This is a genomic window from Caulobacter sp. FWC26 (assembly GCF_002742645.2).
Taxonomy (GTDB): Bacteria; Pseudomonadota; Alphaproteobacteria; order Caulobacterales; family Caulobacteraceae; genus Caulobacter.
In genome coordinates this window covers 3,219,417-3,232,670 of the sequence record NZ_CP033875.1, presented here as the reverse complement: position 1 = coordinate 3,232,670, position 13,254 = coordinate 3,219,417, and the positions used below count along the sequence as shown (strand labels likewise).

Below are 13,254 nucleotides of genomic sequence, written 5' to 3'. Positions count from 1 at the left end.
TCTAGTTCGCGTCCACCACGGGCAGTTCGATGAAGCTGGCCGTGTCGCCGGCATGGAACACGCGCTGTGTCGCCTTCACATAATCCCCGGGCTTGGCCAGGAAGATGTTCGGCACGAAGGTCTGTGGATTGCGGTCGTAGAGCGGGAACCAGCTGGACTGCACCTGCACCATGATCCGGTGGCCCGGTTTGAAGGTGTAGTTCGCGGTCGGCAGGATGAATTGATACTTCAGCGGCGTGTTCGGCTTGAGGGCCTTGGGCTCGCTGAAGCTCTCGCGATAGCGGCCGCGGAAGATGCTCATGCCGACCGCCAGCTCGTAGCCGCCCAATTCGGGCTGGCTGGGAACTTCATCGGGATAGACGTCGATCAGCTTGACCACCCAGTCGCTGTCCGTGCCGCTGGTCGAGGCGAACAGGTTCACCTTCGGCACGCCGGCGATCTTGAGCGGCTCCGTCAACGGCTCGCTGACATAGGTGAGCACGTCAGGGCGCCCGTCGACAGAGCGCTGGTCGGTCACCAGCCACGGCGTCCAGCGGCTGCGATCCGCGAACTGTAGCGGCCGAGGAATGTAGGGCACGGGCTTGGCCGGATCGGAGACGTACTCGTCATAGGCGGCCGCGCCCTTGCCGCCGGCCGGAGCGCTGAACCCGAGCCCGCCGTTGGCGCCGAGATAGAGGTTCTTGCTGACCTTGCCGGGACCCGCACCGTCGGCGCCCCCCTGGGGCCAGCTGGCGTAGCGGTTCCATTTGTTCTGGCCAGGGTCGTAGATCAGCACGGGCGGCGTGTCGGCCTTCGGGCCGTCCTTCAGGTGCTGATCGAAGAAGGGTTTGAGGACATCGCGGCGGAACTGCAGGGCGGTGTCGCCGTCCCATTTGAACGGACCGAGGTTGTAGCCGTCGTAATTGACCTGGCTGTGCCGCCAGGGGCCCAGCACCAGATAGTTCTTGTCGTTGTTGGTGTCCTTCGACTCCAGCGCCGGATAGCTGTGAACCGCGCCCCAGATGTCCTCCTGGTCCCAGAGGCCCTGGATCCACATGGTCGGCACCTTGAGCGGTGTCTTTTCCATGGTCTTGTCCAGAGCCTGCTCGCTCCAGAAGCTGTCATAGGCCGGGTGGGCGAAAAGCTTCTGCACCCAGGGAAGCTTATCCAGGCCGTGGTTCTTGGCGTAGTCGCCGGCCGAGCCTTCGCGCAGGAAGTTGGAATAGTCGTCATAGCCCTGGCGCTGGACGCCGCCGCCCGAGCCGCGCACCGCCGTCTGGCCGCTGAAATAGTCGAAATTGATCTGGCGGAACGCGCCGTACTGGAACCAGTCGTCGCCCATCCAGCCGTCGACCATCGGGCTCATCGGCGCCGCAGCCTTCAGCGCGGGGTGCGGATTGACCAGAGCCATCACCACGGTGAAGCCCTCGTACGAGCTGCCCAGCATCCCGACCTTGCCGTTGGTCTCGGGCACGTTCTTCACCAGCCAGTCGATGGTGTCGTAGGCGTCGGTCGAATGGTCTACTTCAGAGCTGTTGAGCGGGCCTTTGAGGGGGCGCGTCATGACGTAGTCGCCCTCCGAGCCGTACTTGCCCCGGATGTCCTGGAAGACGCGGATATAGCCGCCGTCGGCGACGAAGGGCTCGTCGCCCTGCGGCATGGCGGCCACCATCCGCGAACTGTCGGCGCGGGCGGCGCGGGCGGCGGCGTTGTAGGGCGTGCGGGTCAGCAGGATGGGCAGGCTCTTGCCGCCCTTGGGAACTACGATGACGGTGTAGAGCTTGGTCCCGTCGCGCATCGGGATCATCACCACGCGCTTGTCGTAGTCGTAGTTGACCTTGGTCTGGACGAACTTGCCGTCGATGTCCGGAGTCATCGGCGTGACTTGGGTCGCGACCTGGGCGTGGGCGACAGCGCCGAAGGCGCAGAGCGCGGCGGCGGCCAGCAGCCCCCCGCGCAAGGTGGTGATGAGACTCATGGGGGCCCTCCTGCAGAGGAGGGGGAGCTTAGGCCTCGGATCTACAGGCTGCTACAGTATAACAGCGCCCCGGAGCCCACTTTTTGTCATAGAGGACGCGCGCGCTAGCGCTCAGGCGCTCTGAAAGATGCTGCGGAACAGCACCGCGCCGTCCTCCGAACCCAGGTCGGCGTCGAACGCGCGGTCAGGGTGGGGCATCAGGCCCAGGACGTTGCCCTTGTCGTTGATAATGCCGGCGATATCCCGGGCCGAGCCGTTGGGGTTTTCCTTGTAGCGGAACACCACCTGGCCTTCGCCTTCGAGCCGGTCCAGCGTCTCTTCGTCGGCGAAGTAGTTGCCCTCGCCGTTGCCGACGGTCATCACCGCCTGGCGCTGCTCGCCGTAGCCGGCCGTGAAGCGGGTCTGGCCGTTGACGATGTCCAGCTCGACGGGCTTGCAGACGTATTTCAGGCCGGCGTTGCGCAGCAGGGCGCCGGGCAGCAGGCCAACCTCGGTCAGCACCTGGAAGCCGTTGCAGATGCCGACGACCGCCACGCCCTTGTTCGCGGCGGCGACCACTTCCTTCATCACCGGGCTCTGCGCGGCCATGGCGCCGCAGCGCAGGTAGTCGCCGTACGAGAAGCCGCCGGGCAGGACGATCAGGTCCAGGTCGTCCGGCAGCGCCGTCTCCTGGTGCCAGACCATTTCGACGCGCGCCCCAGCGGAGCGCTCGATGGCGACCTTGCAGTCACGATCGCAGTTCGAACCCGGAAAAACAACGACGGCGGCTTTCATGGCGCGGGCCTGTAGCACCGTTCGGGCGGAATGTCAGTGGGGCGAACGGCTTAAAGGCGCCTACAGCTCGATCATGTCGAAATCCGACTTAGGCGTGCCGCAGGCGGGGCAGATCCAATCGCCGGGGATGGCGGCCCAGCGCGTGCCGGGCGCAAGGCCCTCGGCGGGATCGCCTTGCTCCTCGTCATAGATGTAGCCGCAGGTGCGGCACTGCCAGACCTTGAAGGGTTCCGCGCTCATCGCTCCGCCTCAGTGCATCTTGAATCGGATCGGGACAGACTTGGGCCCGCAGACGAAGTTGGCGACCATGCGGGTGGGCGCGCCGTCCAGCTCGACATGGTCGAGGCGGGCGAAGAGCTCCTCCCAAAGCACCCGCATCTCCATCCGCGCCAGGTGCTGGCCGAGGCAGATGTGAGCGCCGTAGCCGAAAGCGACGTGCTTGTTGGGCGTGCGGTCGACCTTGAAGCTGAACGGGTCGTCGAACACCGTCTCGTCGCGGTTGCCGGACGGGTAGGACAGGAACAGCCAGTCGCCCTTGGCGATCTTCCGGCCCGCCAGTTCGGCGTCGGCGGTGGCGGTGCGCATGAAGTGTTTCACCGGCGTGACCCAGCGGATCGACTCTTCGATCAGGCCTGCGATCAGCGACGGGTCGGCCTTCACCTTGGCGAACTGGTCGGGGTTCTCGGCCAGCGCCCAAAGCGCGCCGGCGGTGGTCGACGACGTGGTGTCGTGCCCGGCCGTCGCGGCGATGATGTAGTAGCTCATGGCCTCCAGGTGACCCATCGGCTCGCCGTTGATCTTGCCGTTGGCGATCAGGGTGGCGAGGTCGTTGCGCGGATTGGCCCGGCGATCCTCGGTCATCGCATTGAAATACATCATGAAGTCCATGACGACGGACTGGATGCTGTCGACGCCCTCACCGGCGTCGGTCACCGACTTGCCGGTACGGTTGAGGTCTGGATCGGCGTTGCCAAACAGCTCCTGGGTCAGTTTCAGCATCCGGGGCTCGTCGCTCTCCGGGACGCCCAGCACCTCCATGATGACGTGCAGCGGATAAAGGAACGCCACGTCGCGGGCGAAGTCGCAGCGGTCGCCATGCTCGGCCATGCGGTCGACGAAGCCGCGGGCGATCTCGCGGATCCGGGCCTCCAGCGCCCGCAGGTTCTGCGGCAGCAGCGAGCCTTGAGTGATCTTGCGGTAGGCGAAATGGTCCGGGTTATCCATCTGCACCAACGAGCGGACTAGGTGAGGGGATCCGCCCATCATCTCGCGCACCTTGCGGTCGGCCTTGATCGTGGTCAGCACCGTGGCGCGGTCGCCGTTGTGGAACAGTTCGTTCTGGCGCTCGACCTCGAGGATGTCGGCGTGGCGCGTGACGACCCAGAACGGATCGAAGCCCTCGGGCTGGGCGATGTCCAGCGGAGCCTCCTTGCGCAGCCAGGCGAAGGCCTGATCGACGCGGTCGCCGTCGGCGTAGGCGGTCGGATCGACAATGTCCTTGGCGATATCGGCGGGGATCGTCATGCAGGCCTCCTGGTTCTCCCGAGGATGGCTCTTTGGCCATCTCAATTATTTGCTTGTTGTCCAACAAATAACTAAGTTCGGCAAGATGACGTCATCCCTTAAGGTCCCTGAGCGCCGCACCCAGTCCGACCGCCGCCAGCAGTCGGAAGCCGAGCTGCTACGCGCCGCTGCCGAACTGATCGCCGAGCAGGGCGTGGCCGCCGCGACCTTCGAGAACATCGGCGCGCGGGCGGGATACAGCCGGGGTTTGGCCAGCCAGCGGTTCGGATCCAAGCAGGGACTGATCGAGGCGCTGATCGTGCGTCTGCAAGCGCGTCTGGAAGCGCAGATGGACGACCGCAGACTGGACCATATGAATGGTCTGGAGGCGGTGCTGGGCTTTGTGGACGCGTTTCTGTTGACCCTGTCGGCGGACCGGGAGCTACGCGCCTATTTCGTGATGATGGCGGGCGCGGTGGGCGACATGTCCGACGTGCGCGCGCCGTTCGCCGCCGCGCACAAGGCGGCGGAGGAGCGTCTGGAGGCTATGGTGCTGCGCGGCCAGGCCGAGGGCGTCATCCGCGAGGACCTCGACGCCGACGCGGCCGCGCTGATGGTGGGCTCGCTGCTGCTGGGGGTTTCAACCCAGCTGCTCATTGATCCCGCGATGGACCTTGAGCCAATTCGGCGGACCAGCCTGTCGACGCTCAGAAGCAGCTTTGGCAAGGCTCCCCTTATCCCGCTCTACATCTGAGCGGAAGGCCGCCCTCAGGCCACGTCGATGCGGTAGCTTTCGATGACCGTGTTGGCGAGCAGCTTCTCGCACATGGTCTTGACCTCGGCCTTGGCGGCCTCGGCGTCGCTGGCGTCGAGGTCGAACTCGATGACGCGGCCGACGCGGGCGTCCTTGACCGACGGCCAGCCCAGGCCGTGCAGGGCGTTTTCGACAGCCTTGCCCTGAACGTCGAGCACGCCGGGCTTCAGGAACACGTGGACGGTGGCTTTCATCATCTAACCTTTTCGCGACCCTCTCCCAAAAGGGAGAGGGAGGGGCCCATGCGCAGCATGGGAGGGTGAGGGGTTATGGGGCTGTCCGGACGGGGTTAAACCCCTCATCCTCCCACGCTTCAGGGAAGCGCGGGCCCCGCCTTCTCCCTATGGGAGAAGGGTTTTTCAGTGGACGCCGCCCTGAATGACGGTCGGCATTTCCTTCATGATCCCGAGGCGGCGGGCCACCTCGGTATAACTTTCGATGACATTGCCGAGGTCGCGGCGGAAGCGGTCCTTGTCCAGCTTCTCGTTCGTCACGGTGTCCCACAGGCGGCAGCTGTCGGGGCTGATCTCGTCGGCCAGGATGACGCGGCTGAAGTCGCCCTCGTAGATGCGGCCGAACTCGACCTTGAAGTCCACCAGGGTGATGCCGACGCCGGCGAACAGGCCCGACAGATAGTCGTTCACCCGCAGGGCCATGGCCATCATGTCGTCGATCTCCTGGGTGGCGGCCCAGTTGAACGCGGTGATGTGCTCCTCGGTGACCATCGGATCGCCGAGCTTGTCGTCCTTGTAGTAGAATTCGATGATCGAGCGCGGCAGCGGCTGGCCCTCGGTCAGGCCCAGGCGCGTGGCGATCGACCCGGCGGCGATGTTGCGCACCACCACCTCGAGCGGGACAATCTCGACTTCCTTGATCAACTGCTCGCGCAGGTTCAGGCGGCGAATGAAGTGGTTCTGCACGCCGATGCCGTTCAGGCGAGTCATGATGTACTCGCTGATGCGGTTGTTGATGACGCCCTTGCCTTCCAGAATGGCCTTCTTCTGCGCGTTGAACGCGGTCGCGTCGTCCTTGAAGTACTGGATCAGCGTGCCAGGCTCGGGGCCCTCGTAAAGGATCTTGGCCTTGCCTTCGTAGATCTTCTTGCGACGGGTCGTCATGGCTCTCGTCGAGGCCCTTTCCGGAATCGCGCGCCGCCTGGGCCGGGATCCTCCCGGAAAACGAAAAGCGCGCGCGGCGGATAGCTGCGCGCGGCGTTCGACTCAAGGCCGCTCACTAAAAAGTCGGCTCAAACCTACCCGAATGAGCGCGGGTTCGCAAACCTGGGGCGCGGCGCGCCGCAGACGCCTCTCATGAAACGTCGCCTGCGGCTTATCCGCCGATTGCGGCGGCGAGCGCCACGATATATGCAGCCCGCGTAGGCGCATGATTGGCGAAAGCGAACGCCCGTTTCGGCGATCATCATGCTCTAAATGTTTTTGAATTGGCGCCTGTAGCGGCCAGATGGATCAATCTGGGTGTTTCGGGCTCCGGACGACTTTGGGGTTTCCATGACCACCTTCGACGAACGCGAACAGGGTTTCGAACGTAAGTTCGCGCACGACCAGGAACTGGAATTCAAGGCGGCCGCGCGCCGTAACCGCCTGCTGGGCGAATGGGCCGCGGGCCTGATGGGTCTGGCGACGGTCGAGGAATATGCGCGCGCCGTGGTGAAGTCCGACTTCGAACAGCCGGGCGACGAAGACGTGTTCCGCAAGGTCTTCGAGGACCTGAAGGGCTCGGGCGTCTCGATTTCCGAGGGCGAAGTCCGCATGAAGATGGCCGAGTTGCTGGCTCAGGCCCGCGAGCAGATCAAGGGCGAGTAATCGCCTCTTCGTAAGCGAACGATCATGCGAAAGGGCCGCTCTTCGGGGCGGCCTTTTTTATTGGCCTCAGGCCGTCAGCGACTCGCGCATCCGCCGCCAGACGGCCGCCTTGTCCGCGAAGGACCGCGCCGCGTGGGCAGGGCTGGACGAGGGAAGCGGCAGTGTGGCGACCCGGTCTCCGACCAGCCGGCCCCCCAGTTTGGCCGCCGCGCCGCCGTTGAAGGCCACCAGCCGCAGCGCCGGGAGGGTGTCGATCAGGGCGACAAGGTCGTTGGCGGCCGGGTCGCGGATGGCGGCGTCCAGGCTGCCTTGCCGATGGGCTTCGCCGATCACGTCCCAGAGCCCGACGCCGTGCGCGAGCAGGGCGCTCAGCCGCGCCTCATAGCTCAGCGTGGCGAGCGGCGCGTCGAGGACGCGCTCCATCAGGCGCCAGAAGGCGTTGCGAGGATGGCCGTAATACTGTCCCGCCGCCAGCGAGGCGTCACCGGGCAGGCTGCCCAGAATCAGCACCCGGGTGCGGGCGTCGACGACCGGTGGAAAGCCTCGTTTAGCCGCGTCCATTCGGCGGGTCGTTGCGCAGCCAGCCGGTGACGGTCAGGCGCAGGGCGCCGGCATAGGGCGCCACCGGGGCGACCGAGTGCTGCTGCGGCACCTTGAACAGGGTCAGCACGTTGAAGGCCGGCGCGAAGCCGCGCGTGACGTCGCCGTGCTCGTCGTGAAACAGCAGTTGGCCGCCCCAGTCTGGCCGCCACTGACGTGTCAGGCCCAGGGTGTAGGCGGCCAGGCGTTCGCCGACGCCGGTGTCGTCATGCTGTGTGAGAAAGTCGCCGGGACGATAACAGGTGGCCTGGCCGTCGATCTTGGTGACGCCGGCTTCGCCGGTGACGGCGGCGACGAACTCGACAAAACCCTGGCTGTTCAGGAAGGCGGTCAAGGCGTGGATCGGGTGGCCGGGGTCTCGCCCCGCTACGAAGGCGTCGATCATCGGATAGCCGAGATAGACATACGCAAAACCGCTGCGCGCCCGCAGGGTGGCCGCGTGCAGGCGGCCGGCCACGGCCTGGTCGCCCAGATCGGCCCGACGTGTCCGGCTGAGCACCTCGGCGCCGCCGTGCTCGTTGGAGCAGATGATGTCCCAGTCGATCGTCTGTTCGAGGATGCCGGCCAGACGCTCGACGACCGCAGGCTCGAACACCTCGGGGATGCGGACGACGCCGTCGCGAGCGTAGGCGTCGCCGAACGCCGCCGGATCCAGCGCGGGATTCAGGCGCAGGACCGGCGGTTCGCTCATGCTCAGCCCTGCTCTCCGAAGACGCGCTGGAAGATCACGTCGACGTTCTTGGTGTGGTAGCCAAGGTCGAACAGCTCCTCGAGTTCGGTCTCGGTCAGGGCCTTGGACACCACCGGGTCGGCCTTCAGGAAGTCGAGGAACCGGCCTTCGCCGCGCCAGACCTTCATCGCGTTGCCCTGGACGGCCGCATAGGCGTCCTCCCGGCTCACGTCCTTGTGGGTCAGGGCCAGCATGACGCGCTGCGAGAAGACGAGACCCCCCAGCTTGTCCAGGTTCTTGGCCATGTTGTCGGGATAGATGTTGAAGCGTTCGATGACGCCCGCCAGGCGGCGCAGGGCGAAGTCGAGGTGGATCGTGGCGTCGGGGCCGATGCCGCGCTCGACCGACGAGTGGCTGATGTCGCGCTCGTGCCAGAGGGCGACGTTCTCCATCGCCGGCACGACGGCCGAACGGACCAGACGGGCGAGGCCCGTCAGGTTCTCGGTCAGGATCGGGTTGCGCTTGTGCGGCATGGCCGACGAACCCTTCTGGCCCGGATCGAAGGGCTCCTCGGCTTCGAGGACCTCGGTGCGCTGCAGGTGGCGGATCTCGGTGGCCAGGCGCTCGACAGACGAGGCGACGACGCCCAGGGCCGCGAAATAGGCCGCGTGGCGGTCACGCGGAATCACCTGGGTCGAGACCGGCTCGACCGCCAGGCCCATCTTGTCGGCCACGTGCTGTTCGACGCGCGGATCGACATTGGCGAAGGTGCCGACGGCGCCCGAGATCGCGCAGGTGGCGATCTCGAACTTGGCCATCGCCAGGCGCTCCTTGGCGCGCTGGAACTCGGCGTAGTAGCCGGCCAGCTTCAGGCCGAAGGTGATCGGCTCGGCGTGGATGCCGTGGCTGCGGCCAACGCAAACGGTCATCTTGTGCTCGAGGGCCCGACGCTTCAGCGCGGCCAGCACCAGGTCGACGTCTTCCAGCAGCAGGTCGGTGGCGCGCGACAGTTGCACGGCGAAGCACGTGTCCAGCACGTCAGAGCTGGTCATGCCCTGGTGCAGGAAGCGGGCTTCCGGGCCGACGATTTCCGACACGTGGGTCAGGAAGGCGATGACGTCATGCTTGGTGACGCGCTCGATCTCGTCGATGCGGTCGCTGTCCCAGACCGCGTCGCGACCCTTTTCCCAGATCGTCTCGGCGGCGAGCTTGGGGATGACTCCCAGCTCGGCCATGGCGTCGGCGGCGTGGGCCTCGATCTCGAACCAGATCTTGTACTTGGTCTGGCTGGACCAGATGGCGGCGGCTTCGGGGCGGGCGTAGCGGCTGATCATGGGGCGGCCGTTTCGGCCCGACCGCCCCGCGAGTCAAGGGAAGAGGCTTATTACTTACGCCGCCTTGCGGTCCTCGAAGTGCTTGACCATGCCGATCGCGGCGAGGGCGTAGTGAACGCCGGCCCAGGCGTAAAAGCACAACGAGACGATGATGCCCTGCTGGCTGGCCACCGACAGGGTGGTCTTGCACTGGGCCGCCAGTTCAGCCGACGCGCCCTTGGGCGCGATGCCGCCCGGGCAGGCGCTGGCGAAGTTCTGACCCGCCTCGCCGCCGAACGAGCCCAGCACGCTGGCGATCACGCCGCCGCCCGGATGGTTGAAGTGGAACTGCGCCAGATGATCGATCAGCCAGCCGGTGAACACCGGCCCGCCGCCCAGGGCGATCAGGTTCAGGAAGAAGAACAGCAGCGCCGTCGCCGTCGCCCGGCGGCGTGGCTCCACCGAGTTCTGCACCACGCCGAAGGTCGGCGCGAGATAGACATAGTGAAAGATGCCGGGAACGAGCAGGATCAGGGCGGTCGTCTGCCAGTCGGTCTGCAGATAGGCCGCGATATAGATCGGGGTGCAGAGGATCAGGCCGATGGCGGGGGTCAGGGCGTACCACTTGGCGCTCTTCTTCCCGGCCCAGTCGCTCAAGAAGCCGCCGACCAGGGTGCCCACGCCGGCCGAGAAGCCGCCGATCAGGCCGGTGATCAGGCCCACCTGCGCGAGGCCCAGGTCAAAGGCGCGAACAAAGTACGACGGCACGAAGGCGCCCGAACCGTAGGAGCCGAACGAGGCGATGGTCACGCCCAGCACCATGTGCAGCACCGGCCACTTACCGAACAGGATCTTGGTGACGGCCCACAGCTCCTTGAACTCGTTGGCCATCGAGAACGCCGGCTTGGCGGGTTCGACTACCACGTCCTCGGCCTCGAGCGGGCGCTCGACGATCTCGGAATGGCCGCGCGGCGGCTCCTTCACCACCAGCTTGACGATCAGGGCCAGCAGGATGCCCGGCAGGCCGACGATGACGAAGGCCACGCGCCAGCTGAACTCCTGCGCCAGCCAGCCCCCGGCCACCGCGCCGAACATGGTGCCCAGCGGAATGCCGAACGAATAGATCGACAGCGCCGTGGCCCGTTTCTTGGGCTCGTAATAGTCGCTGATCAGCGAGTGGCTGGGCGGTGAGCAGCCGGCTTCGCCGACCCCGACGCCGAAGCGAAACAGGGCCAGTTGGGTGAAGTTGACGGCCGCGCCGCACAGCGCGGTGAAGCCCGACCAGATCACCAGCGACACCGAGATGATCGTCACGCGGTTGAAGCGCTCGGCCAGGCGGGCGATCGGAATGCCCAGGATCGTGTAGAGCAGGGCGAAGTAGAGGCCGCCCAGCAGGCCCAGCTGGGTGTCGGTCAGCTTCAGGTCGACCTTGATGGCCTGGCCGATGGTCGCGATGATCGTCCGGTCGATGAAGTTGAAGGTGTAGGTGGCTAGCAGCAGCCCCAGCACCGCGGCCTTGTAGCCGTTCGAGTAAAGCGGCCGGTCGCCGCCGGACGCACGCGCGTCGGCCATACTGACTCTCTCCCTTCAAACATTTGTTCTAATTGTTTGAGGGACTGTGACCGAGCGGAAGGCAAAGCGCCAGAGGAGAAATGGAGAGGCTCCCCCGCGTCACGGGGGAGCCTCTAAATCAGCTGACCATCTCGTCGCGGATGGTCTTGCGGGCGGCCCAGAACAGCGCGAACGCCAAAAGGCCCAGGGTGGCCGAGATCATCAGGGCCCAGCGCACGCCTTGCGCCTCGCCCAGCCCCACCGGGCCAGCGAGGATGTCGCTGAGCAGACCGACGGCGACAGGGCCAAGGCCAAGCCCGATCAGGTTGATGATCAAAAGCAGCACCGCCGACGCCGTAGCCCGCAGCGCCGGATCGACGATGCTCTGGGCGGTGGCGTAGACGGGTCCGTACCACAGGGTCGCCAGCAGGGCGTTCACGGACAGAAGGCCAATGGCGGTCATCGGCGCGTCGAGGCTGACGGCGGTAATGAAGATCGGAATGGTCACAACCGAGGCGATGGCCGGCACCGTGACGTAGGCGCGCAGGTCCTTGGCCCCCAGGCGGTCGGCCAAGACGCCGCCCAGCCAGGCGCCGATGACGCCGGCCGTCCCGTTGATCAGGCCCAGCGCCAGACCCAGGAAGCCGGCCGACTTCAGGCCGAACATCCCGGCGAGCTGGGCGATGTCCGCGCCGTGAACGCGGAAGAAGAACGAGGCGATGAACGGCGCGTAGCCATAGCCGATGAACGCCTTCACCGACGCGGCCAGCGCCACCAGCCAGAAGGTCTTCTTGGTGGCCAGCACCGCCAGGGCCGCAGCGAAACTGATCTGCGAGCTTGCGCGGGCGGCCATCTCCGCGGCCAGTTTCTTGCGCGGCTCAACCAGCGTGAAGGCCGCGATCAAGGCGAAGACGATGCCCGGAGCCCCCGCCACCATGAACGCCACGCGCCAGCCATAGGCGTCGGCGACCAGCCCGCCCATCGCCATGCCGGCCAGCGTGCCCAACGGCGTGCCGATCGAATAGAAGGCGATGGCGCTAGCCCGCTTTTCCTTGGGCACATAGTCGGTGATCAGCGAGTGGGCCGGCGGAGTGCAGCCGGCCTCGCCGACGCCCACGCCGATCCGCGCCAGGATCAGCTGCCAGAAGTTCTGGGCGAAGCCGCACAGCACCGTGAAGGCGCTCCATGCCGCGACCGAGATCCCGATGATGTAGGGCCGGTTCTTGGTCTCCGCGATCCGCGCGATCGGAATGCCCAGCACCGTGTAGAAGATCGCGAAGGCCAGACCCGTCATCATGCCCAGCTGCCAGTCGGCCAGGCCCAGATCGCGCTTGATCGGCTCGGCCAGGATGTTGACCACCTGCCGGTCCAGGAAGTTCAGGGTGTAGATGATCAGCAGCACCCACAGGGCGTAGCGGCGATAGGCCGTCGACACCGGGGCGATGACGGGCGACGGCGTGGCGTCTTGCGCCATGGACTCTCTCTCCCTCGAACATTTGTTCTAATCGTTGAGGGCAGCTTAGACGCAGGCTAAGCGAAAACGCTATCCGGCATTTTTGAAACGGCGTGAGGAGCGTGGCGTGGAACTTGTGATCGGCACCAAGCGGTGGTCCACCTGGTCGCTGCGCCCGTGGCTCGTGCTCAAACGGGCGGGCGTGGATTTCGCCGAGATCGAGATCGAGCTTCGTCGCGGGGACGCCACGGGCGACGAGATCGGCCGTATCTCGCCCAGCCGCTTGGCGCCGGCTCTGCGCGACGGCGATCTGGTGATCTGGGACTCGCTGGCGATCTGCGAATACCTGGCGGAAAAGTTCCCGGACGCGAAGCTTTGGCCGGATGATCCGACTCTGCGCGCGCTCGGCCGTTCGGCGTGCGCCGAGATGCACTCAGGCTTCCAGGCGCTGCGCAGCGAATGCCCCATGGCTTTGGATGAAACGCCGCGAGCGTTTGAGCTTTCCGAGGCGGCCGAGAAGAATGTCCGCCGCATCGTGGCGCTCTGGACCGCCTTGCTCGCCCGTTCGCACGGCCCATTCCTGCTGGGCGCGTGGTCGATCGCCGACGCGTTCTACACGCCCGTGGCGACGCGATTCAGAACCTATGGCGTCAAGCTGGCCGACTACGGCGACGCCGGCGCGGCCCAGGCCTATTCGGAGCGATTGCTGGAGACGCCGGAGTTCCTGGCGTGGGAGCGCGCGGCGCAGGCGGGGTGAGGAACCCTTTCGAAGCTCCCTCTCCCAGCGGGAGAGGGA

General features: G+C 66.0%; 14 protein-coding genes. 3 read left to right on the top strand and 11 right to left on the bottom strand.

Annotated features, from left to right (window positions below):
- Position 1: 1 nt before the first annotated feature.
- The 4 genes from CSW63_RS17000 to CSW63_RS16985 form a co-directional block, all read right to left on the bottom strand.
- On the bottom strand, positions 2 to 1,957 hold the full coding sequence (locus tag CSW63_RS17000) for a CocE/NonD family hydrolase (RefSeq protein WP_062093484.1): 1,956 nt from the start codon (positions 1,955 to 1,957) through the stop codon (positions 2 to 4).
- A 111-nt stretch (positions 1,958 to 2,068) separates the two neighbouring features.
- Positions 2,069 to 2,731, bottom strand: a complete 663-nt coding sequence (gene purQ, locus CSW63_RS16995) for a phosphoribosylformylglycinamidine synthase subunit PurQ (RefSeq protein ID WP_062093485.1) — start codon at positions 2,729 to 2,731, stop codon at positions 2,069 to 2,071.
- 60 nt (positions 2,732 to 2,791) lie between these two features.
- Positions 2,792 to 2,971 (bottom strand): rubredoxin, encoded by a 180-nt coding sequence (locus tag CSW63_RS16990; protein WP_062093486.1) that lies wholly within the window; start codon positions 2,969 to 2,971, stop codon positions 2,792 to 2,794.
- Between the two features lie 9 nt (positions 2,972 to 2,980).
- Positions 2,981 to 4,255 (bottom strand): cytochrome P450, encoded by a 1,275-nt coding sequence (locus CSW63_RS16985; protein ID WP_062093487.1) that lies wholly within the window; start codon positions 4,253 to 4,255, stop codon positions 2,981 to 2,983.
- 85 nt (positions 4,256 to 4,340) lie between these two features.
- On the opposite strand from CSW63_RS16985, the gene CSW63_RS16980 reads away from it, so the two are divergent.
- Positions 4,341 to 4,988 (top strand): TetR/AcrR family transcriptional regulator, encoded by a 648-nt coding sequence (locus CSW63_RS16980; protein WP_082749297.1) that lies wholly within the window; start codon positions 4,341 to 4,343, stop codon positions 4,986 to 4,988.
- 14 nt (positions 4,989 to 5,002) lie between these two features.
- Here the strand turns inward: CSW63_RS16980 and purS are convergent, their stop codons facing one another.
- Both purS and purC read right to left on the bottom strand, forming a co-directional pair.
- The gene (gene purS, locus CSW63_RS16975) at positions 5,003 to 5,242 is read right to left on the bottom strand and encodes a phosphoribosylformylglycinamidine synthase subunit PurS (RefSeq protein ID WP_062093525.1); all 240 of its coding nucleotides are present in this window, start codon (positions 5,240 to 5,242) and stop codon (positions 5,003 to 5,005) included.
- 165 nt (positions 5,243 to 5,407) lie between these two features.
- Positions 5,408 to 6,166 (bottom strand): phosphoribosylaminoimidazolesuccinocarboxamide synthase, encoded by a 759-nt coding sequence (purC, locus tag CSW63_RS16970; RefSeq protein ID WP_062093488.1) that lies wholly within the window; start codon positions 6,164 to 6,166, stop codon positions 5,408 to 5,410.
- A gap of 390 nt (positions 6,167 to 6,556) precedes the next feature.
- Between purC and CSW63_RS16965 the strand changes: the two genes are divergently transcribed.
- Entirely contained in the window at positions 6,557 to 6,871 is a 315-nt protein-coding gene (locus CSW63_RS16965) for a DUF1476 domain-containing protein (RefSeq protein WP_062093489.1), read from the top strand.
- A 66-nt stretch (positions 6,872 to 6,937) separates the two neighbouring features.
- Here the strand turns inward: CSW63_RS16965 and CSW63_RS16960 are convergent, their stop codons facing one another.
- The 5 genes from CSW63_RS16960 to CSW63_RS16940 all read right to left on the bottom strand — a co-directional run bounded on the left by CSW63_RS16960 (position 6,938) and on the right by CSW63_RS16940 (position 12,479).
- Positions 6,938 to 7,432, bottom strand: coding sequence for a DNA-deoxyinosine glycosylase (locus CSW63_RS16960; protein ID WP_062093490.1), 495 nt, complete (start codon positions 7,430 to 7,432; stop codon positions 6,938 to 6,940).
- Positions 7,419 to 8,162, bottom strand: coding sequence for a 2OG-Fe(II) oxygenase family protein (locus CSW63_RS16955; RefSeq protein WP_062093491.1), 744 nt, complete (start codon positions 8,160 to 8,162; stop codon positions 7,419 to 7,421). The genes CSW63_RS16960 and CSW63_RS16955 overlap by 14 nt, the downstream gene beginning before the upstream one ends.
- Before the next feature lie 2 nt (positions 8,163 to 8,164).
- Positions 8,165 to 9,475: an adenylosuccinate lyase gene (purB, locus tag CSW63_RS16950; protein WP_010920345.1), complete on the bottom strand. Its 1,311-nt coding sequence runs from the start codon at positions 9,473 to 9,475 to the stop codon at positions 8,165 to 8,167.
- 54 nt (positions 9,476 to 9,529) lie between these two features.
- Entirely contained in the window at positions 9,530 to 11,026 is a 1,497-nt protein-coding gene (locus CSW63_RS16945; protein WP_062093492.1) for an MFS transporter, read from the bottom strand.
- Positions 11,027 to 11,144: 118 nt separating this feature from the next.
- The gene (locus CSW63_RS16940; protein ID WP_062093493.1) at positions 11,145 to 12,479 is read right to left on the bottom strand and encodes an MFS transporter; all 1,335 of its coding nucleotides are present in this window, start codon (positions 12,477 to 12,479) and stop codon (positions 11,145 to 11,147) included.
- 106 nt (positions 12,480 to 12,585) lie between these two features.
- On the opposite strand from CSW63_RS16940, the gene CSW63_RS16935 reads away from it, so the two are divergent.
- Positions 12,586 to 13,215, top strand: coding sequence for a glutathione S-transferase family protein (locus tag CSW63_RS16935; protein ID WP_062093494.1), 630 nt, complete (start codon positions 12,586 to 12,588; stop codon positions 13,213 to 13,215).
- The last annotated feature ends 39 nt before the right edge of the window (positions 13,216 to 13,254 follow it).